Annotated in this window: 18 protein-coding genes; 10 read left to right on the plus strand and 8 right to left on the minus strand. The window is 71.2% G+C overall.

The window, feature by feature from the left end; all coding sequences use genetic code 11:
* Nucleotides 1–7 precede the first annotated feature (7 nt).
* The 3 genes from thiL to E5N76_RS03955 all read left to right on the plus strand — a co-directional run bounded on the left by thiL (nucleotide 8) and on the right by E5N76_RS03955 (nucleotide 3064).
* Nucleotides 8–976 carry a thiamine-phosphate kinase gene (gene thiL, locus E5N76_RS03945; RefSeq protein ID WP_149535990.1) on the plus strand — a complete coding sequence of 323 codons (969 nt, stop codon included), beginning with the start codon at nucleotides 8–10 and terminating at the stop codon, nucleotides 974–976.
* 401 nt (nucleotides 977–1377) lie between these two features.
* Entirely contained in the window at nucleotides 1378–2247 is an 870-nt protein-coding gene (locus E5N76_RS03950) for an isocitrate lyase/PEP mutase family protein (RefSeq protein ID WP_149535991.1), read from the plus strand.
* 1 nt (nucleotide 2248) lies between these two features.
* A complete protein-coding gene (locus tag E5N76_RS03955; RefSeq protein WP_149535992.1) occupies nucleotides 2249–3064 on the plus strand; it encodes an SDR family NAD(P)-dependent oxidoreductase in 816 nt (271 codons plus the stop codon).
* Between the two features lie 156 nt (nucleotides 3065–3220).
* On the opposite strand, the gene E5N76_RS03960 is transcribed toward E5N76_RS03955, so the two are convergent.
* Both E5N76_RS03960 and E5N76_RS03965 read right to left on the minus strand, forming a co-directional pair.
* Nucleotides 3221–3544, minus strand: coding sequence for a YnfA family protein (locus E5N76_RS03960; RefSeq protein WP_149535993.1), 324 nt, complete (start codon nucleotides 3542–3544; stop codon nucleotides 3221–3223).
* Between the two features lie 220 nt (nucleotides 3545–3764).
* Nucleotides 3765–4733 (minus strand): pirin family protein, encoded by a 969-nt coding sequence (locus E5N76_RS03965; RefSeq protein WP_149535994.1) that lies wholly within the window; start codon nucleotides 4731–4733, stop codon nucleotides 3765–3767.
* 197 nt (nucleotides 4734–4930) lie between these two features.
* Between E5N76_RS03965 and E5N76_RS03970 the strand changes: the two genes are divergently transcribed.
* Entirely contained in the window at nucleotides 4931–5704 is a 774-nt protein-coding gene (locus E5N76_RS03970; RefSeq protein ID WP_149535995.1) for a sterol desaturase family protein, read from the plus strand.
* Between the two features lie 166 nt (nucleotides 5705–5870).
* On the opposite strand, the gene E5N76_RS03975 is transcribed toward E5N76_RS03970, so the two are convergent.
* The gene (locus tag E5N76_RS03975) at nucleotides 5871–6875 is read right to left on the minus strand and encodes a hypothetical protein (protein ID WP_149535996.1); all 1005 of its coding nucleotides are present in this window, start codon (nucleotides 6873–6875) and stop codon (nucleotides 5871–5873) included.
* 335 nt (nucleotides 6876–7210) lie between these two features.
* Here E5N76_RS03975 and E5N76_RS03980 point away from each other — a divergent pair, with 335 nt between their 5' ends.
* The 5 genes from E5N76_RS03980 to E5N76_RS04000 all read left to right on the plus strand — a co-directional run bounded on the left by E5N76_RS03980 (nucleotide 7211) and on the right by E5N76_RS04000 (nucleotide 12002).
* Nucleotides 7211–8164 carry a radical SAM protein gene (locus E5N76_RS03980; protein WP_149535997.1) on the plus strand — a complete coding sequence of 318 codons (954 nt, stop codon included), beginning with the start codon at nucleotides 7211–7213 and terminating at the stop codon, nucleotides 8162–8164.
* Between the two features lie 96 nt (nucleotides 8165–8260).
* Nucleotides 8261–9241 carry a Bug family tripartite tricarboxylate transporter substrate binding protein gene (locus E5N76_RS03985; protein WP_149535998.1) on the plus strand — a complete coding sequence of 327 codons (981 nt, stop codon included), beginning with the start codon at nucleotides 8261–8263 and terminating at the stop codon, nucleotides 9239–9241.
* A 246-nt stretch (nucleotides 9242–9487) separates the two neighbouring features.
* Complete coding sequence (locus tag E5N76_RS03990) at nucleotides 9488–11062, plus strand: ABC transporter substrate-binding protein (protein WP_187829962.1); 1575 nt, start codon at nucleotides 9488–9490, stop codon at nucleotides 11060–11062.
* Between the two features lie 231 nt (nucleotides 11063–11293).
* Nucleotides 11294–11659, plus strand: a complete 366-nt coding sequence (locus tag E5N76_RS03995) for a Lin0512 family protein (RefSeq protein WP_149536000.1) — start codon at nucleotides 11294–11296, stop codon at nucleotides 11657–11659.
* A 1-nt stretch (nucleotide 11660) separates the two neighbouring features.
* Nucleotides 11661–12002: a Lin0512 family protein gene (locus E5N76_RS04000; protein ID WP_149536001.1), complete on the plus strand. Its 342-nt coding sequence runs from the start codon at nucleotides 11661–11663 to the stop codon at nucleotides 12000–12002.
* Nucleotides 12003–12155: 153 nt separating this feature from the next.
* On the opposite strand, the gene E5N76_RS04005 is transcribed toward E5N76_RS04000, so the two are convergent.
* A complete protein-coding gene (locus E5N76_RS04005; RefSeq protein WP_187829963.1) occupies nucleotides 12156–13193 on the minus strand; it encodes an AbrB family transcriptional regulator in 1038 nt (345 codons plus the stop codon).
* Nucleotides 13194–13288: 95 nt separating this feature from the next.
* Between E5N76_RS04005 and E5N76_RS04010 the strand changes: the two genes are divergently transcribed.
* A complete protein-coding gene (locus E5N76_RS04010) occupies nucleotides 13289–13825 on the plus strand; it encodes a hypothetical protein (protein WP_149536003.1) in 537 nt (178 codons plus the stop codon).
* Between the two features lie 71 nt (nucleotides 13826–13896).
* Here E5N76_RS04010 and E5N76_RS04015 read toward each other — a convergent pair whose 3' ends face one another.
* From E5N76_RS04015 to flgE, 4 genes are all read right to left on the minus strand, one after another.
* On the minus strand, nucleotides 13897–14352 hold the full coding sequence (locus E5N76_RS04015; RefSeq protein ID WP_149536004.1) for a flagellar biosynthesis repressor FlbT: 456 nt from the start codon (nucleotides 14350–14352) through the stop codon (nucleotides 13897–13899).
* Between the two features lie 107 nt (nucleotides 14353–14459).
* On the minus strand, nucleotides 14460–15518 hold the full coding sequence (locus E5N76_RS04020; RefSeq protein ID WP_149536005.1) for a flagellin: 1059 nt from the start codon (nucleotides 15516–15518) through the stop codon (nucleotides 14460–14462).
* Nucleotides 15519–15763: 245 nt separating this feature from the next.
* Complete coding sequence (locus E5N76_RS04025) at nucleotides 15764–17287, minus strand: flagellar hook-associated protein FlgK (protein WP_149536006.1); 1524 nt, start codon at nucleotides 17285–17287, stop codon at nucleotides 15764–15766.
* A 31-nt stretch (nucleotides 17288–17318) separates the two neighbouring features.
* Nucleotides 17319–18620, minus strand: a complete 1302-nt coding sequence (gene flgE / locus E5N76_RS04030) for a flagellar hook protein FlgE (protein ID WP_149536007.1) — start codon at nucleotides 18618–18620, stop codon at nucleotides 17319–17321.
* Between the last annotated feature and the right edge of the window lie 48 nt (nucleotides 18621–18668).

The following is an 18668-nucleotide window of genomic DNA, read 5'->3' on the forward strand; positions in this document are numbered from 1 at the left end:
GAGGGCGATGAGCCTGCCGGGCGAATTCGCGCTCATCGCCCGGCATTTCCGCAAGCTGGCCGGGCCCGGCGCGCTGGATCTGGCGGATGACGCGGCGCTGCTGGACCCGCCGCCGGGGCAGCAGCTCGTGCTGGCGGCGGATGCGATGGTGGCGGGGGTGCATTTCCTGGCCGAGGACCCGCCGGAGACCATCGGGCGCAAGCTGCTGCGGGTGAATCTCTCGGATCTGGCCGCCATGGGGGCGGCGCCGCTGGGCTATCTGATGACGACGGCGCTGCCGGCGGGCACGTCCGAGGCGTGGCTGGCTGGCTTTGTCGCCGGGCTGGCGGCGGATCAGGCAGAATTCGGGCTTTCCGTGCTGGGTGGGGATACGGTCTCCATCCCCGGGCCGATCAGCCTGTCCCTCACCATCCTCGGCCATGTGGCGCCCGGGGCGGCGCTGCGGCGGGCGGGGGCGCGGCCGGGGGACGAGATCTGGGTCTCCGGCAGCATCGGCGATGGGGCGTTGGGGCTACGGGTGCTCCAAGGCAGGCTGCCGGCGGATGCGGCGGGGCATCTGGCGGGGCGCTACCGGGTGCCGCAGCCGCGGCTGGCGCTGGGCCAGGCGCTGAGCGGGCTGGCACGAGCGGCGATGGATGTCTCGGACGGGCTGGTGCAGGACCTTGGGCATCTCTGCCGGGCCGGGGGCTGCGGGGCGGTGCTGCGGGCGGATGCCGTGCCGCTTTCCCCGCCGGCCGCGGCGCTGCTGGCGGGGGACCCGGCGCTGCTGCCTTTGGTGCTGGGTGGTGGTGACGACTATGAGCTGCTGTTCGCGGCACCGCCCGGCCAGGGGGCGGAGGTCGAGGCTCGTGCCGCGGCGGCCGGCGTGGCGGTGACGCGCATCGGCGAATTCGTGGAGGGACCTGCCGAGGTGCGGGTACTGGATGCTGCCGGCGCGCCCTTGGCCTTGCCGCGGCTCGGCTGGAGCCATTTCTAGAGCGGTTTCACGCTGACTGTGCAGCGCGAAACCGCTCTGGCTTATGGATTGTAGAGCAGATTCACGCCTCCGGGCGATGCCGCCCTCCGGCGATCTGCGCTAGCCGATCCTTTGAGCCTGCCGCAGAAGGGCTTGTGGCGGGTCTCTTGCGTCATGGCGCCGGCACGCCGTTCAAGGACGCCCGTAGGCGCGCCGCCTCCGATCCTCGCCAGGGACCGACAGCTATTGCGATTTTTGTCCCGCAGTTCGAACCGGCGGGTCCAGGCTCAAGGTTTCCAAAGGCTTTCGGCCTTTGGCGGGGTGAGCCCGAGAGGGGCAGAGCCCCTCTCGGACCGCCCCTATTTCCAGCCGGCCCGAAACGCGCTCAACATCCTCCCCCAACCGACTCCCGAGGAAATGCCATGCCCACCCCGCCTGAACGCCTGCGCGCCCTGCTGGCCGAGCCCGGCCTCATCGCCATGCCGGCGGTGTGGGATGGCATCTCCGCCAAGCTCACCGCCGGCGCCGGCTTCAAGACTGCATTCCTCTCCGGCTCCTGCGTCGCCGCCAGCCGCCTTGGCGGGCCGGATCTCGACCTGATCTCCTTCGGCGAGATGTTCGACAGCTTCACCATGGTGCGCCGCGCCGCGCCGGATCTGCTGATCCTGGCCGATGGCGACCATGGCTACGGCAATGCCATGAACGTGCAGCGCACCGTCCGCGCCTACGGCCAGGCCGGCGCCGCCGCCATCCTCATCGAGGACAAAATCACCCCGCGCGGCCTGACCGCCGCCGGCAAGCCCTGCATCCCGCGCGAGGAAGCGCGGATGAAGATCCGCGCCGCCGTCGCCGCGGCGAAGGAGAGCGGCATCCTGATCCTCGCCCGCACGGATTGCCGCCCGACCGCCGGCATCGACGAAGCCGTGGCGCGGATCGAGATGTATGTGGAGGAGGGGGCCGATATCCTCTTCCTCGACAGCCCGGCGGATGAGGCGGAGGTGCGGCGGGCCGTCGCGGCGGCGAAGGGTCGGCCTTCCTTCGCCGTGCTCTCCCCGGGCGGCGGTCGCATCGCGCCGAGCCAGACGCTGGCGGCGGAGCTGGGCCTCAAGATCGGCACCTTCCCGACGGGCATGATCTCCCCGGCCATGGCGGGGATCGAGGCCGGGCTGGCGGCGCTGAAGGCCGGAGAGCAGGAGGCGGTCGGGGCGGCGCTGCCCACCGCGAAATTCCGCGAGCTGCTGGGCTACGGCGCCTATGAGGCGGCGGCCAAGCCCTATGTGACCGAGGGCTGAGATGGCGGGCGCACAAGAGGAAGAGGGCGGCCGGCCCGGCCCGCCGCGGCCCGCGCCGCTCCGGGCATCGGGCGTCCTGGCCGGGAAGGTCGCCCTCGTCACCGGCGCGGGCAAGAATATCGGCCGGGCCATCGCGCTGAGCTTGGCGCGGGACGGTGCGGCGGTGGTGGTGAACGGCCGCCACGACCAGGCGGCGATCGAGGGCGTGGCGGCGGAGATCCGCGCTGCCGGCGGCACCGCCATCGCCTGCCTGGCGGATGTCACCGTGCCGGATGCCGTCGCCGCCATGGCGGCGCGGGCGGAGGCGGAGCTGGGGGGCATCGACATCGCCGTGGCCAATGCCGGGCTGCGACGGCAGACGGCGTTCCTGGAGATGTCGCTGGCGGAGTGGCGGGAGATCCTCTCCGTGGCGCTGGATGGCGCCTTCATCCTCAGCCAGGCGGTGGTGCCGCAGATGATCCGGCGCGGCGGCGGTTCGATCATCGGGCTGTCGGGGATTTCGACCCATATCGGCACGCCGAACCGGGTGCATGTCTCAGCCAGCAAATCCGGGCTGGAAGGGCTGATGCGGGCGCTGGCGGTGGAGCTGGCGCCACATGGCATCCGCTGCAACGCCGTGGCGCCGGGCAGTATCGACACGGTGCGCGGGGCGTCCGCGGGCGCGCGGCCGAGCACGATGCGGGAAAGCGGGATCCCGCTGCAGCGGAAGGGCTCGGTGGAGGAGATCGCCGCCATGGTCCGGCTGCTGGCGGGGCCGGAGGGCGGGTATGTCACCGGGCAGACCATTCATGTGAATGGGGGGGCGTTCTTGACCTAGTCGAGAGGGGCTCTGCCCCTCTCGCGCTCACCCCGCAAAGGGCCGAAGGGCCCTTGGAACCCGTGAGTTTGGACCCGTCGGTCGAAGCGCAAAACTCATGGTTTCCAAGGCCTTTCGGCCTTTGGCGGGGAGAGTTTGAGAGGGGCGGAGCCCCTCTCAATGCCTGGGCCCGAACAGGATCACCCCGGCCCCGCCCAGGCACGCCACCGCCCCGGCCACATCCCACCGATCCGGCGCCCGTCCCTCCACCAGCCACATCCAGGCGAGGCTCGCCACGATATACACCCCGCCATAGGCGGCGAAGGCGCGCCCCGCCAGCTCGGCCGGGCTCAGCGTCAGCAGCCCGGCAAAGGCCGCCAGGCTCAGCCCGCCCGGCACCAGCCACAGCGGCGAGGCGCCCAGCCGCCACCAGGCCCAGGCGGCGAAGCAGCCGGCGATCTCGGCCAGCGCCGCCAGGGTGTAGATCAGCGCGGTCCGCATCTAGAGCAATTCTCCATGCACCTTGGTCCATGGAGAATGCTCTAGGCCTTTGTCCAAGCGAGCAAATACTCCGATCAGGTGATGCCACCTGATCGGAGTTTGCTCTAGTGTCCTGCCCGCGAAGTTCGCTGGATTCCCAGCGACGTAGCGGACAAGCAGGCGACTGAAAACAAAAGCTAGTGCCCGAGAACGAAGTCCGCAGGACTTCGGAACCGGGACACTAGCTGGTCGGCGACCCCTCGCTCGGCCGCGTCGCGGCGCCGGCCTGCACCCGCGCCTCCGGCAGCGGGATGAACTCCTCCGCATCGTCCGGCACCTTGGCGAAGCGCTGCGCCCGCCATTCCTCCTTGGCGTGCTCGATCCGCTCCCGGCTGGAGGCGACGAAATTCCAGAACAGGTAGCGCGGCCCGTCCATGGCCGCGCCGCCCAGCAGCAGCAGCCGCGCGCCCTGCGGCCCGGCCAGCAGCGCCAGCTTGTCCCCGGCGCGGAACACCAGCATCCGCCCGGCCTCGAACACGTCGCCGGCGACGCTCACACCGCCTTCCAGCACATAGGCGGCGCGTTCCTCCTGCTGCTCCGGCAGCGGCACCGCGGCGCCCGGGGCCAGCACCGCATCGGCGTAGAAGAGCGGCGAGGCGGTAGCGACCGGAGAGCGCAGCCCCCAGCCCTCGCCGGCGATCAGCCGCAGGGAGAGCCCGCCATCGGTGACAGCCGGCAGGGTCGCTTCAGGGTGGTGGATGAAGGAGGGATCGGTCTCCTCCAACCCCTTCGGCAGCGCCACCCAGAGCTGGATGCCGTAGAGCGGGTTGGCATGGTCCCGCTCTGCCGCATCGGTCCGCTCGGAATGGACGATGCCGCGCCCGGCCGTCATCCAATTCACCGCCCCCGGCAGGATGGGCTGGCGGGAGCCGAGGCTGTCCCGGTGCAGGATGGACCCCTGGAACAGGTAGGTGACGGTGGAAAGCCCGATATGCGGGTGCGGCCGCACATCCAGCCCCTTGCCGGCCAGGAATTCCCCCGGCCCCATCTGGTCGAAGAAGATGAAGGGGCCGACCATCTGGCGTTCCTTGGCCGGTAGGGCGCGGCGCACCTCGAAGCCGCCCACATCATGGGCGCGGGGCAGCAGCACCAGCTCCACGCCGGACGGCGGGGCGGGGCAGACGGGGTCCTCGGCGGGTTGCCAGCTCATGCGGCGTCCTTCCTGGGTCATGGGCCTGGGGTCATGGGCCTGGGTGGTCGGCCTGGGTGGTCGGCCCGGGTCGTCGGCCTGGGTGGGTCCTCGGGGGTGGCGTGGCCTGGCTAAGCTTTCCGGGTGGGCCGGCAGGATATAGGCGGCCCCCCCGCCCGGCGCTTGGAGGATAGTGCCCTTCGCGCCATTTTGCGCCCATGCCGCAGGAACCGGTGATCCGTCTGGCTGTCTTCCTCGGGGTGCTGGCGGCGCTGCTGCTGGCCGAAAGGCTATGGCCCTGGCGCCGCGCCACCGCGGCGCGGTGGCTGGGCAATCTCGGCCTGGGGGTGGCGGGGGCGCTGGCGGTGCGGGCGACGGTGCCGGCCGCGGCGGTCGGCGCCGCGCTCTGGGCGGAGGCGCGGGGGATCGGGCTGCTGGCCGGCGCGCCGCCATGGTTCTCTGTGCCGGCGGCGCTGCTGGCGCTGGATCTGCTGGTCTATGCCCAGCACCGGGTGAGCCATGCGGTTCCACTGCTCTGGCGGCTGCACCGGGTGCATCACGCGGACCCCGATCTGGATGCCACCACCGCGCTGCGCTTCCACCCGCTGGAAATCCTGCTTTCCATGGCGCTGAAGATGGCGGCGGTGGTGGCGCTGGGCGCGCCGCCCGTTGCGGTGCTCGCCTTCGAGGTGCTGCTGAACGCGACCGCCATGTTCAACCACGCCGCCATCCGCCTGCCGCCACGGCTGGAGCAGGCGCTGCGCCTGGTGCTGGTGACGCCCGAGATGCACCGCACCCATCACTCGGAAGCGAAGGCGGAGACGGATAGCTGCTTCGGCTTCTGCCTGCCCTGGTGGGACCGGATCTTCGGCAGCTACCGCGCCGCGCCGGCGGCGGGGGAGGCGGTGGTGATCGGCCTGCCCGGCTGGCGCGCGGCGCCGCAGCAGCGGCTGGACCGCCTGCTGCTGCAACCCTTCCGCCGCGCCCCTTGAGGCTGGCGCACAGCGTCCACGGTCCGCCCGCGCCGCCTGTTGCCCCGTCGCGGCTTTGCCGCGGCAGGCTGTGCGAGGCGCCGATCGTGACGGATGCCGGGGCCCCACGACGCCGCGCCGGCGGCTTGGCGGTGAAATCAGTCCGGCGGCTGGTTTGGCGGTGAAATCAGTCCGGCGGCTGGTAGAGGGAATTGATGGAGAGCCGCCGTAGCGTGTTGCGCGCCAGCCCTTCGATTTCCCGCCGGTCCGTGGTCTCCGGATGCACCGCCAGCCAGGCCGTGGCCGTGCGGCCCCAGAACAAGGCGAGATCCGTCAGCCGGTCCCGCAAATTGCGCTGGGTGGTGATCAGCCGGCCGAGATTCTGCAGCGCCCCGGGGCGGCGCAAACTGGCATCCGCCTCCCGCACCACCAGATCCATGGTACGGCGCGGCCGGTCGATCACCGGGCCCAGCGAGCCGAGCGCCAGGGTCAGCAGATCATTCGCCCAGCGCCGATCATCCCCCAGCACCTTGTGGGTCAGGTGCACCATGCGCTCCATGGCGCGGTAATCCGGCTGGGCGGCGGCGGCGGCGAGCGCCCCGGCATGGGCATTGGCCAGGCGCTGCAGCCGCCTTGCCAGCGGCGCCACGGTCTCCAGCGGCAGCCCCTCCCGCGTGATGCAGCGGGCCACCGCCTGCTCGAACATCTCCGCCCCCGGCGGCACCCGGCGGATAGAATCGCAGAGCGCGACCGCCTCCTCCTGCGCCGTCGCCGCCATGGCCTCCACCAGGGCGGTGGTGGCGGCGTAGATATGGTGCTCCTCCGGCAAGGGCGGGTCCTCGTCCCGCAGCGCAGGCGGCACCGGGTCGTTCGGCTCCACCGTCTCGATATAGCGCAGCGCCGGCGGGACCAGGCGGAGCAGCAGGAAATCCCGCGTGCCCGGCCGGATGTCGAACATCAGATGGGCGCGCTCGATATCGACGAGCAGGCGGATATGATCGAAGCGGCGCACCACGGCGATGGCGCCGCCGGCATCGCGCTCGAAGCACAGGCCGGGCTCGCGCAGCGCGGCGGCCGCGAAGTCGAAGGCCGGCGGCGGCCATTCGCCGAGCCCCGCGGTGCCCGGGAAGATCACCGGGTCGAAATTGCGCGGGTCCGGCAGGTTCGGGGAGGGGTGGGTCACGACAGCCACGCGGGGAAGGTCTCACGCGGTGGTTAACGGGATGTGTGCCGGGGTTTTCGCCAATGTCCTGCCCGCAGGGTTCGCCGGCGTTCCGGCGCATGGAGCGAACAGGCAGGCCGCTGAAAACAAGGGCCGGCTTCCTGATGCCGAACGCTGCGGGATTGCGGCGCCAGGAAGCCGGCGTCGTGTAACCCTTGTCGCGTGAGGACGAATCCCTCGAGCAGATCGCCGGAGGGCGGCATCGCCCGGAGGCGTGAATCTGCTCTACGATCCATAAGCTAGAGCGGTTTCGCGCTGCACAGTCAGCGTGAAACCGCTCTAGCTGGTCATCAGGAGGTCGCCGCTTGTCAGCCCCTTCGCCGCACCGCCCGCTCGCCGCCGGAAAATTCCGTGACCCGCTGGTGACGGCGAAGGGCGAATCGCGCGCCGTGGTGACGCTGGCGGCGCTGCGGACGCTCTGGGTGAATACCGGCACGCTGTGCAACATCACCTGCCGCCATTGCTATATCGAAAGCAGCCCGCGGAACGACGCGCTGGCCTATCTCTCCGCGGCGGAGCTGGCGCCCTTCCTGGCGGAGATCGCGCGCGACGCCCTGCCGGTGGAGGAGATCGGCTTCACCGGCGGCGAGCCTTTCCTGAACCGGGAGCTGCCGGCGATGCTGGAGGCCGTGCTGGGGCGCGGCTTCCGCGCCCTGGTGCTGACCAATGCGATGAAGCCGATGCGCCACCACGCCGCCGCCCTGCTGGCGCTGCGCGCGGCGTATCGCGCGCGGCTGACGCTGCGCGTCAGCCTCGACCACTACGACCCCGCCCTGCACGATGCCGAGCGGCAGGCGGGCAGCTTCGCCCAGGCGCTGGACGGGCTGCTCTGGCTGGCGGAGCATGGCTTCCAGGTGCATGTCGCCGGCCGCGCCGGCTTCGGCGGGGAGGGGGAGGCGGCGATGCGGGCCGGCTTCGCCCGGCTTTTCGCCGCCCATCGCATTCCGGTGGATGCCACCGATCCGGTGGCGCTGATGCTGTTCCCGGAGATGGATGCCGCGGCGGATGTGCCGGAGATCACCACCGCCTGCTGGGGCATATTGAAGAAATCGCCGGACAGCCTGATGTGCGCCTCCGCCCGCATGCTGGTGAAGCGGCGCGGGGCGGCGCGGCCGTCGGTGCTGGCCTGCACCCTGCTGCCCTACGACCCGCAATTCGAGCTGGGCGGAACGCTCGCCGAGGCCGCCCGGCCGGTGCCGCTGAACCACCCGCATTGCGCGAAATTCTGCGTCCTCGGCGGCGCCGCCTGTTCCCGTTGACAGGCCGTTCTGGACGCCGGCGGAGACATCCCTTTACCCTTCCGGCGTAACATCGCGCATGCGCCGCCAAGGCGCCGTCGGAAGGGAGGAAGCGGCATGCATCACGCATGGTCTCGCCGGGCGCTGCTGGGCGTTGCGGCGGCGGCGGGCTCGGGGCTGGCGGCGCCCGCCCTGGCACAAACCGGCTGGCCGAGCCGGCCGGTGCGGCTGGTGGTGGGCTTCACCCCCGGCAGCGCCACGGACATCACTGGCCGCATCTTCGCCCAGCGCTTCAGCGAGGCCTGGGGCCAGCCCGTGGTGGTGGAGAACATCCCCGGCAATGGCGGTGCCATCGGCGCCGACCGGGTGGCGAAATCCGCGCCGGACGGCCACACCCTGCTGTTCGGCGCCAATGGCGCGCTGACCATCGTGCCCAGCCTGCAGACCCTGCCCTTCGATCCGCGCAAGGATCTGGAAGCGATCGGGCTGCTGCTGACCATGCCCTCGCTGATCTTCACCAATCTCGACCTGCCGCAGAGGACGCTGCCGGAGATCATCGCCCGGGCGAAGGCGGAGCCGGGCACGCTGGTCTATGGCACGCCCGGCGTCGGCACGCCGCAGCACATCGCGGGCGAGATGCTGTGCCACCAGGCCGGTATCCGGATGGAGCACATCCCCTATCGCGGCGCCAATCTCGCCGATGTGCTGAACGGCGTGGTGCCGATCGGCATCCAGAACACCGGCGCCGCCCTGTCCATGGTGCGGGACGGCAAGCTGCGCTGCGTCGCCATCACCTCGCTGGAGCGGTCGCCGAACGCGCCGGATTTCCCGACCGTGGCGGAGCAGGGGTTTCCGGGTTTCGAGGCCACCTCCTGGTTCGGGCTGATGGGCCCGCCCGGCCTGCCTGCCGCCATCGTCGCGCGGGTGAATGCCGATGCGCGGCGGGTGCTGGCGGATGTGGAAATGCAGGCGCGCTTCGCGCAGCTTGGCCTCGACGTCACGCCGGGCGCGCCGGAGGGGATGCGGGACCTCATCGCGCGGGACATCCCGAAATGGGCGAAGGTGATTGCGGAGGCGGGGATCGCCACCGGCCGCTGAGTTGGGGGAGGGCTCCGCCCTTCCCCTCACGTTGGACGCAGTGCGTCCAACCCCGCAAAGGGCCGAAGGACCCTCGAGCCCCCGAGCTTGGCGTCTCGACCGACGGGCCTGAGACCCATGGTTTCCGCAGGCCCTTCGGCCTTTGGCGGATCGGGCGCACCGCGTCCGATGCGAGGGGAGGGCAGAGCCCTCCTCGACACCGCCATGGGATTGCAGGACACTCCCGCCAAAGCACGGGAGGAAATCATGCTGCGACGCCGCGATCTGCTGGCGGCCGGGGCTGCTGTCGCCCTGGCCCGCCCTGCCCTCGGCCAGGCCCCCAAGGTGCTGGTGCATGTGCCGCAGGCCAGCATCGGCAGCCTGGACCCAGTCTGGACCACCGCCGTCGTCACCCGCAACGTCGCCGGGATGCTGTTCGAGACCTTGTTTGGCCGCGACGAGCATCTCGAACCCAAGCCCCAGATGCTGGAAGGCTTCCGCGCCGAGGACAATGCGAAGCGCTGGACCATGCGGCTGCGCGAGGGCCTCCGCTTCCATGACGGCGAGCCCGTGCTGGCGCGGGATTGCGTCGCCAGCCTGCAGCGCTGGATGGTGCGGGACCCCGTCGGCCAGACCATCAAGGCGCGGCTGGAAGCGCTGGAGGCGCCGGACGATCGCACCCTGCTCTGGCGGCTGAGCAAGCCCTTCGCCTCGCTGCCCTACGCCCTGGCCAAGACCCAGCCCAGCCCCGTCATCATGCCGGCCAGGCTGGCGGCGACGGACCCCTATCGCCAGGTCTCGGAGATCGTCGGCAGCGGCCCCTTCCGCTGGGTGGCCGACGAATACCTGCCCGGCAGCCGCGCCATCTTCGCCAAATACGAAGCCTACCAGCCGCGCGACGAGCCGGTGAGCCACGCCGCCGGCGGCTACCGCGTGAAGGTGGACCGCGTCGAATGGCGCTTCATCCCGGATGCGGCGACGGCGGCCAATGCGCTGATCAATGGCGAGGTGGACTGGATCGACCAGCCTTTGCCGGATCTGCTGCCGCGGCTGAAGCGGGCGCGCGGCGTCGCGGTGGGCATCCTGGACAATTACGGCACCTTCGGCGCCATCCGCCCCAACCACATGCAGGGCCCCACCGCCAATGCCGCCATCCGCCGCGTGCTGGCCGCGGCGATCGACCCGGCGGAGGCGATGACCGCGGCGATGGGCGAGGACCGCTCGCTCTACCGCGCCCCGGTCGGCTATTTCCTGCCCGGCACGCCCTCCGCCAGCGAGGCGGGGATGGAGGCGGTGACGCAGCGCCCGGACAAGGCGCGGCTGCGCGCCATGCTGGCGGAGGCCGGCTATGCCGGGGAGCGCATCGCCTGCATGCACCCCACCGACCAGACCTTTTACGACGCCTTCACCAGCGTCGCCGTCGCCGCTTGGCGGGAGGCGGGGCTGAACATCGACGACCAGGCGATGGATTGGGGCACCATCGTGCAGCGGCGGGCGAGCAAGGAGCCGCTGGAGAAGGGTGGCTGGTCGCTCTTCCCCTCCGGCTTCCCTGCCGCCGAGTACCGCGACCCGGTCTTCGCCACCAATCTCCGCGGCAATGGCGGCGGCGCCTGGTTCGGCTGGCCGGACGACCCGGAGATGGAGCGGATGCGCGACGCCTGGATGGACGGCACGGATGAGGCGGAATTGCGCCGGCTGGATCAGGCGATCCAGCGCCGCGCCTTCGAGACGGTGCCCTTCATCCCGCTCGGCCAGTACTTTCCGCCCAGCGCCTGGCGGGGCAATCTGCGGGGGCTGCTGAAGGGGCCGGTGCCGGTCTTCTGGAATGTGGAGAAGGCCTGACCGGGGCCGCAGGACGAAGCAGCGCAGAGGGCCGATCCGACCGCCGGAGGGCGCAGGCGAAGCCGAGGATCGGCGGCGTGAGTCGGATCGGCAAACGCTCACCGGCCGCTGGAGGGCGTAGGCGAAACCGAGGACCGGCGGCGTGAAACGGGCCGGCAAACGCTCACCGGCCGCCGGAGGGGCGCAGGTGCAGCCGAGCACCGAAGGCGTGAATCGGAGGGGAGATACCGAATGGCGATGAAGCGCGTGGTGCTGGAGATCGGCATGGGGACCGATATCCGCGGCCTGGACAGCACCAAGGCCGCGGTGCGGGCGCTGCGCGACGCGCTCTGGCACAATTCCCTCACCATCACCCATGCGCTGGGGGTGGATGTGGACAGCATGAAGGTGGTGGTGACCATCGGCGTGCCGAAGCCGGAAACGGTGGACAAGGCCCAGGTGCTGGCGGTGCTGCCGCATGGCACGGGGGAGGTGAAATGCGTGGAGGGCGGGCTGATGATCCCGAACGAGGCCGGGGATGGCGGCACGCTGGTGGCGCATGCGGCGGCCGAGGTCTTCCTCGATCTGCCAAGGGACCTGGATGGAGGAGGACGCTGAGATGCCGGCGAAGCGGGTGATCCTGGAACTCGGCGCCGGCAACGACCTGCATGGCGGCGACTACACCAAGGCGGCGCTGCGGGCGGTGCAGGATGCGCTGCACCATTCCTCCCTCTCCATGCTGCGGGCGCTGAAGGTGGACCCGAAGACGATGCTGGTGGATGTCACCATCGGCGTGCAGCAGCCGGAGAAGGTGGAGGCGGAGCGCATCCGCGCCTCCCTGCCGCATGGCCAGGTGACGGTGCGGGTGGTGAAGGGTGGGCTCGACGTGATGAACCCGGAGCAGGACGACCCCGCCGTGATGGCCACCGCCGCCATCGCGGTAAGGCTCGAGCTGCCCTGACCTGATCGGCCGCTGCCCCGCCGTGGCTTCGCCGGGGAGGCTGCGCCAGGGCCCTGGGCGCATGGGCAATCCGGGGCGCACCGGGCCCCGCAGCGCTTTCCTGGGAATGTTCTCCGGAGCCCGGGCGGAACCGCGCAGCGGTCTCGCGACGGACTACAGCAGCCCGAGCCTGACCGCCCCCCGGTGCAGCGGCCCCACCAGCAGGTTGCACAGCACCGTGCGCGTCAGGTGGAAGCCCAGCACCAGCGGCACGCCCAGCTCCAGCGCCTTGGCCGTCAGCGCCATCTCCGGCATGCCGCCCGGCGCCAGGCCGAGAATCAGCGCCGCCACCGGCAAGCCGCTGGCCCAGGCCACCAGCAGGCCGAGCGCCGTCAGCAGCAGCGACAGCACGGCGGAGGAGATCAGCGCCGCCACCGCCAGCCGGCGGGAGGAGAGCAGGAAGCTCCTCGTCAGGCGGGTGCCGAGATTAGCCCCCATCGCCACCTGCGCCGCATCCACCAGCGGCTTCGGCACGGCGGAGGGCAGGTGCCCCGTCGCCGCCAGCGCGATGGCCAGCGCGCAGGGCCCCAGCATCCAGGGATTGGCGAGGCCCAGCCGTTGCAGCGGCAGGGCGCAGGCCAGGCCGGCCGCGGCCATGGCCAGCAGCCCCGGCCACCAGGTGGCGATGCCGGCGGCGGTGAAATCCGCGTAGTCGCCATGCGGCGCCAGCCAGCCGAGCAGGGGCGGGAAGCTCAGCACCACCACCAGCACCCGCATGGTCTGGGCGAGGGTGACGGTGGCGACGCTCGCCTTCGCCTCCTGCGCCAGCACGGCCATGACGATGACGCCGCCCGGCACGGCGCAGAAGAAGCCGGTCTTCTGGTCCGTGCCCGCCAGCCGGGTGAAGAGCTGGGCGACGACGAGGCCGGAGGCGATGGCGAGCACGCCGCCCACCAGCATGACGGGCAGCGCCGCCAATACCGCCGCCAGCACCGGCCCGCTGAAGCTGGCGCCGAGGCCAAGCCCGAGGAAGACCAGCCCGGTGGGCCGCGCCCAGCCGGGGACGGCGACCGGCAGATGCCAGGCCAGGGCGGCGGTGCCCAGCATGGCGCCGATCATCCAGGCCAGCGGCACATGCAGGAAGGTGAGCAGCAGCCCGCCGAGGCTGGCGGCGGCGAGGGTGCGGAGCTGCAGGAAGAGGGCGTTCGGCAAGGCCGGCATCCTCTTCCCTGCCGCCGCCGGGGTCAATTGCGGGAGGCGCTTACCATTAATTAACGTCCGTTGTGGTTCCATCGGGCTGGAGAACCATGCAGATCGCCCCGTCCCTCGCCATGCCCCGCCTGCCGGCGGCCCGGACCGAAGCGCCGCAGGCGCTGCCGGGCGGGGCTGGCGCGGCGGCGCCGGCCCAGACGTTCCAGGCGACTCCGAACCCGGCGATGAAGCTGGATCCGCGGCTGGGGCTGGTGGTGCTGCAATTCCGCGACGACCAGGGCCAAGTCACCGCCACCCTGCCGACCGAGCGCGAATTGGCCGCCTACCGCAATGCCGGCAAGCGGCCGGCAGCCAGCCCGGCCCCGCCCGGCAGCGGCGGGGCGGGCACCGCCGCCTTGCCCGGCCCGGCCCAGGTCGCCGCCGCGGCCAGCCCCGGGGGCCCCGCTGCCGCCAGCGGGGCCGCTGGCGCCATGGCCCCGGCCAGCGCCGCCAGCCACGCCGTGCCCGCCGCCACCCCGGCCGCTGCGATCCCCGCTGCTGCGATCCCGGCCGCCATCACCCCGGCCGCCGGCCAGGCAGGCGGCAGCGCCCGGGCCGGCGGCAGCACCATCCTCGCCCTCCACACCATCTGATCCGCTTGTCCTGATCCCTCCGCTTCGCCTTCCGCCGGCGCCCTGCAAGGGGCGCGGCGCCGGGCGGGGCGTCAGCCCTCCACCCGGCTGCCCTCGGCGCGCGGCGAGGCCAATTGCCGTACCGGCATCAGCGGCGGGATGCCCAGCACCTCCTCCTCATGCCGCATCACCCGCCGGGCCAGCTTCAGCGCCTGGTAGCAATCATCGGTCTCGGCCAGGATCAGCGCCTGGCGCAGCATCTCCCGCGCCAGGCCGGAGGTGGTGGCGGCCTGGAATTCGGCGATCAGGGCGCGGGCGGAAGTGAGGCCGCGCGACCTTTCCTCATCGGTCCCGATATAGGCGGTCTGCAGGGCGAAATAGATCCGCCGCGCCGGCGTCGTCGCCGCTTCCGGGGCCATGATCTGCTTGCCGAACAGGAAACGCGCCTTGGCCGCCAGCTCGATCCGCGTGCGGTTGCGGAAGCGGATCGGGGCGCCGTTCACGACCATCAGATCGCCCTGACGCAGTTCGAGCACCAGCGTGGACATGTCTCTTCCTTTCGAGGCCGCGCCGTATTGGGCAGCCGCCAGTGTGGCATTGGGCGCTTAACGCCACCTGAAGCCGGACGCCGCGGCAGCGCCCGCCACCCCTCGCCTCAGGCCAGGAATTTCGCCAGGCTCAGCGCGCTGAGATTGCCGATGGCGGTGTAGCTCGTCTCCAGAACCGATTGTGTCGCCTGCAATTTCGTCAGCGTCTCCGCCAGATCCACCTCCTCGATGCCGGAGACCTGGGAGGTGAGGGAGGTCGTCATCGTCGCATGCTGCGTCTTCGTCGCTTCCAGCCGCGCCTCGGTCAGGCCCAGCGCGCCGCTCTCATCCGCCAGCGCGTTGCTGGCGGCGGTGAGCCCGTTGCGGACATTGGTGGTGAAGTCGCGGAAGGTGTCGCGGTCCGCCGCCTGGGCCGGGGTCAGGCCGGCGATGGAGGCAAGGCCGCGGACCAGGTCCCGCACCCAGGACCCAGCGGTCTCCCCCTGGCTCACCGCCGCGCCGTTGCGGGCGACGGTGATGCCGTAGCTCACCGCCACCCCGTCGGCGGTGGGCACGCTGCGCTGCGGTTCCGCCAGCCCCGCCCCGCCGGCCTGGAAATAGGCGGAGAAGGGGGAGGCGCCGGCGGCATCATCCCGCACGGCGGCCAGCGTCGCGGCGTTCACCGCCGCGGCATTGCCGGTGCCGAGGGTCTGCACGGCGGCGACGATGTCGGTGACCCAGGCGCTGCTGTCGAGGTTGGCGGCATCCGGCACCGGCGGGTTGCCGGTGTCGTTGCCGGCGAAGAGGTATTCGCCATTGGCCTGGCTGTTCAGTAGCTGCCCCACCTCCACCAGCGCCTGCCGGGCCTGGTCGGCATAGAGCGGGATCGTCTCCGTGTTGTTGGCATCCAGCTTCATCGCCACATCGTCGGCGAATTTGCGGGCGATCTCGCTGAGCCGGGAGAGCGCCGTCTGCGTCGCCTGGGTGCGCGCCAGCGCCTGGTCGATGGCGTGCGCATAGGCGTCGCGCCGCGTCATGTCGGCCTTCAGGTTGAACAGCCGCGGCTGGGTGGTGCCGTAATCGCCGAGCGTCTCGGCCTTGAAGCCGGTGCTCATCTGCCGCATCTGCTGCTGCAGCCGCAGGCGGAGCACCGCGGTGTCGCGGTCCAGCCGGGTCAGGACGTCCATCGAGCGCCTCCGTCATCGTCGCCGCCAGTGTCCTGCCCGCGAAGTTCGTTGGACTTCCAGCGAACTTCGCGGACAAGCAGGCCGCTGAAAACAATGGCTAGAGCAGATCGCCGGAGGGCGGCATCGCCCGGAGGCGTGAAGCTGCTCTACCATCCATAAGCTAGAGCGGTTTCGCGCTGCACAGTCAGCGCGAAACCGCTCTAGTGCCCCGGTTCCGCAGTCCGCAGGACTGTGGAACCGGGGCACTAGCGCACCGCGCCCAGCAGCGAATCCCACATGCTCTGCAGCGTGCTCACCACCCTGGCATTGGCGGCGAAGGAATTCTGCAACTGCACCAGCCCGGACATCTCGGCATCCACATCGACGCCGGATTGCGCATCGAAGCGCGCGCGCAGGCTGTCCTGCAGCGTCGTCGCGCTTTCCCTGGCGGCGGTCGCCAAGGCGCGCTCGCTGGTCTGCTCCGTCGTCACCCGGTCGGCATAGGCGGTGACGCTCGCCGGGGCGGCGAAGGGGGAGGCGAGGCTGCCATCCGGGCCAAGCCCGGTGCCGGCAATGCCCGGCCAGGTCACACCGGCGGCGGCATTGCCGGTGAAGCTGAAATCCAGCACGCGGTCCAGCAGGGTGGTGAAGCTCGCCGGCCCGTCGCTGGGGTTGGGGGCGAAGTCGCTGGCGCCGAAGGGGCTGCCGCTGATGCCGTTCGTGCCGTCGCGCAGCAGGCTCGGCGTCGCGGTGATGGCGGGGTTCACCCGGATGCGCCCGGCGAAGCCGAGCTGGCTGCCGGCGGCATAGGCGGTCCCGGTAGCCGGCACGCTGCCATCGGCATCGGTGAAGAGCGTCAGCCCCTGGGCGGCGAAGCGCTCCGCCAGGGTGGCCGCCATCAGGTCGGTCTCCGCCTGGAAGCGCGGCAGGGTGTCGTCGCGCAGGTTCAGGTATTCGCCGATCCGCCCGCCCTTCATCTGGCCGGTGATGTCGATGCCGTTCAGCATCACCCCCGGCAGGGTGCCGCCGCTGCCATAGTAGAATTCCGGCGCGACGGTCGCCTCGCCGATGCTCAGCACGTCGTGCTTCGGGTCCAGCGGCAGCACGATGCCGCCGCGCGCGACGATGGTGATGTCGCCATCCGATTTGCGCAGCACGGTGACGTCGAGGGATTCGGACAGCCGCGCCAGCGCCTGGTCGCGCCGGTCCTCCAGCGCCGCCGCATCCCTTGCCGTGCCGCTGCGGAGCTGCAGGGTGAGCGCGGCGATCTCCTTCAGCGCCGCATTGGCGCTGTCCACCTCCGCCACCAGCCCGTCCTGCGCCTGCTGCCGGGCGGTGCCGATGGCGCTGGAAATCCCGTTCAGCCGGTTGGCCAGGGTGGCGGCGGCGTCCAGCACGCTGCGCTGCTCCCCCGCATCGGCGGGCGTCGCGCGCAGGGCGATGAAGGCGGATTGCAGCCCGCTCACCGCCTCGGCGAGGCTGTCGCCGGAGCCGGTCGCGCCATGCGCCTGCTCGACGCCGGTCAACAGCGTCTCCCGCACCGTTGCCGCCGCTGCCGCCGCGCCCGCGCTCTGCATCCGGTTCACCAGCGCCGTATCCACGCTGCGCTGCTGGTCGGCGGTGCGGACCCCCGCCGGCATGTCCGTGACCGTCATCGCCGCCTGGGCGATGCTCTTTTTCGTGTAGCCCGCGGTATCCGCATTCGCCACGTTCTGCGAGGCGACGGAGAGCTGCCGCTGCACCGCGGCGAGGCCGCTGCGGGCGATGCTGAGGGCGAGGTCGAGGCTCATGGCGGCGGCGTCCCAGTCCCCGGGCGGCGCCTCAGCGCCGCATGTTGATCGTGTCCTGCAGCATCTCGTCGCTGGTGGTGACGACCTTGGTGTTCGCGGTGTAGGCGCGCTGCGCCAGGATCAGCTTGGTGAATTCCGTGGCGATGTCGACATTGGATCGCTCGACGGAGCTGATGACCAGCTTGCCGACGCCGTTGGAGGAGGCGTCGGTGATCCGCGCCTCGCCGGATTCCGGCGTGCGCATGAAGGCCTGCCCGTCCAGCCGCTGCAGCGCATCCGGGTCGTTGAAGGCGACCAGCGGGATGCGCGCCACGACGCGGCTCTGGCCATTGTCGTAGTTCACCGAGATGTCGCCGTTGGTGGCGATGCTGAGGCCGGAATAGGAACCGAGCGGCACGCCGTTCTGGTTGCGGTTGCGGATGCCGAATTCGGCGCCGTATTGCGTCAGCCCCTGCGCTTCCCCGAAGGCGCCGAGGTTGAGGCTGACCGTCTGGACACCCTGGCCGAAATCCACCTCGAAGGTGACGGCGGCCAGGTCGCCGGCATTGGCGCTGGGCGGCAGCACGATGCTGCCGGTGGCATTGGCCAGGTCGCCGAGGGTGCCGGGGGTGGTGGTGGGGGAAACGGCCGCGCCGAACCGCAGGTCCACCGTGCCGGCCGTCGCGGTGACGGCATCCGGCACGTCGATCGACATGGTCCAGTCGTTGTTGCTGTTCTTGGTGAAGGTCAGGTTCACCGTGTGCAGCGTGCCGAGCGCGTCATAGAGCTCCGTCTGGGTGCTGACGGAGGCGTTGTCCTCGATGGAGGAGGGCAGGTTGGCGCCGAGCTCGATCTCGGTGGTCGCCACCGGGTTGAACACCTGCTGGCTGACCCGGATGGGGGCGAGGTCGGTGCGGTCCGGATTGCCGTTGGCATCCGCCGGCCAGCCCTTCAGGTAGTAGCCGGAGCCGTTCACCAGGTAGCCGTCCTGGTCCAGGCCGAAATCCCCGGCGCGGGTGAAGAATTGCCGGTCGTCGAAGACCGGCTGGCCGTTGCTGGTGCCGGTGGAGGCGGCGACGGCGAAGAAGCCCTGGCCGCTGATGGCGAGCGCCAGGGAATTTTCCGACTGCTCCACCGTGCCCTGGGTGCTGTTGGTGTAGCTGGGCCGGGCGATGGTGGCGCCCGGCAGGTGCATCGAGGCGCTGGACGAGGTGAGATAGGAGACGAAATTGGTGTCCACCCGCTTGTAGCCGACGGTCTGGCTGTTCGCGACGTTGTCCGAGATATGGCCGAGGGCGCGGCTTTGCGCGGTCAGGCCGCTGATGGCGGCGGTGAGCGAGCCGAACAGGGACATGGCGGGGCTCCAGGGCGTCGGGCGTAAGGCCTGCGGCGGGGGCGCCGG

Origin of the sequence: Siccirubricoccus phaeus (assembly GCF_008360935.1) — a bacterium.
GTDB lineage: Bacteria > Pseudomonadota > Alphaproteobacteria > Acetobacterales > Acetobacteraceae > Siccirubricoccus > Siccirubricoccus phaeus.

What these genes read in the sequence shown, in the direction of transcription:
- E5N76_RS03950 (WP_149535991.1), top strand. Translation starts at nt 1,378, where the DNA reads ATGCCCACCCCGCCTGAACGCCTGCGCGCCCTGCTGGCCGAGCCCGGC.
- E5N76_RS03960 (WP_149535993.1), bottom strand. Translation starts at nt 3,544, where the DNA reads ATGCGGACCGCGCTGATCTACACCCTGGCGGCGCTGGCCGAGATCGCC.
- E5N76_RS04000 (WP_149536001.1), top strand. Translation starts at nt 11,661, where the DNA reads ATGCCGGCGAAGCGGGTGATCCTGGAACTCGGCGCCGGCAACGACCTG.
- E5N76_RS04010 (WP_149536003.1), top strand. Translation starts at nt 13,289, where the DNA reads ATGCAGATCGCCCCGTCCCTCGCCATGCCCCGCCTGCCGGCGGCCCGG.
- E5N76_RS03955 (WP_149535992.1), top strand. Translation starts at nt 2,249, where the DNA reads ATGGCGGGCGCACAAGAGGAAGAGGGCGGCCGGCCCGGCCCGCCGCGG.
- E5N76_RS03970 (WP_149535995.1), top strand. Translation starts at nt 4,931, where the DNA reads ATGCCGCAGGAACCGGTGATCCGTCTGGCTGTCTTCCTCGGGGTGCTG.
- E5N76_RS03965 (WP_149535994.1), bottom strand. Translation starts at nt 4,733, where the DNA reads ATGAGCTGGCAACCCGCCGAGGACCCCGTCTGCCCCGCCCCGCCGTCC.
- E5N76_RS03995 (WP_149536000.1), top strand. Translation starts at nt 11,294, where the DNA reads ATGGCGATGAAGCGCGTGGTGCTGGAGATCGGCATGGGGACCGATATC.
- flgE (WP_149536007.1), bottom strand. Translation starts at nt 18,620, where the DNA reads ATGTCCCTGTTCGGCTCGCTCACCGCCGCCATCAGCGGCCTGACCGCG.
- E5N76_RS04015 (WP_149536004.1), bottom strand. Translation starts at nt 14,352, where the DNA reads ATGTCCACGCTGGTGCTCGAACTGCGTCAGGGCGATCTGATGGTCGTG.
- E5N76_RS03985 (WP_149535998.1), top strand. Translation starts at nt 8,261, where the DNA reads ATGCATCACGCATGGTCTCGCCGGGCGCTGCTGGGCGTTGCGGCGGCG.
- E5N76_RS04020 (WP_149536005.1), bottom strand. Translation starts at nt 15,518, where the DNA reads ATGGACGTCCTGACCCGGCTGGACCGCGACACCGCGGTGCTCCGCCTG.
- E5N76_RS03990 (WP_187829962.1), top strand. Translation starts at nt 9,488, where the DNA reads ATGCTGCGACGCCGCGATCTGCTGGCGGCCGGGGCTGCTGTCGCCCTG.
- E5N76_RS04025 (WP_149536006.1), bottom strand. Translation starts at nt 17,287, where the DNA reads ATGAGCCTCGACCTCGCCCTCAGCATCGCCCGCAGCGGCCTCGCCGCG.
- thiL (WP_149535990.1), top strand. Translation starts at nt 8, where the DNA reads ATGAGCCTGCCGGGCGAATTCGCGCTCATCGCCCGGCATTTCCGCAAG.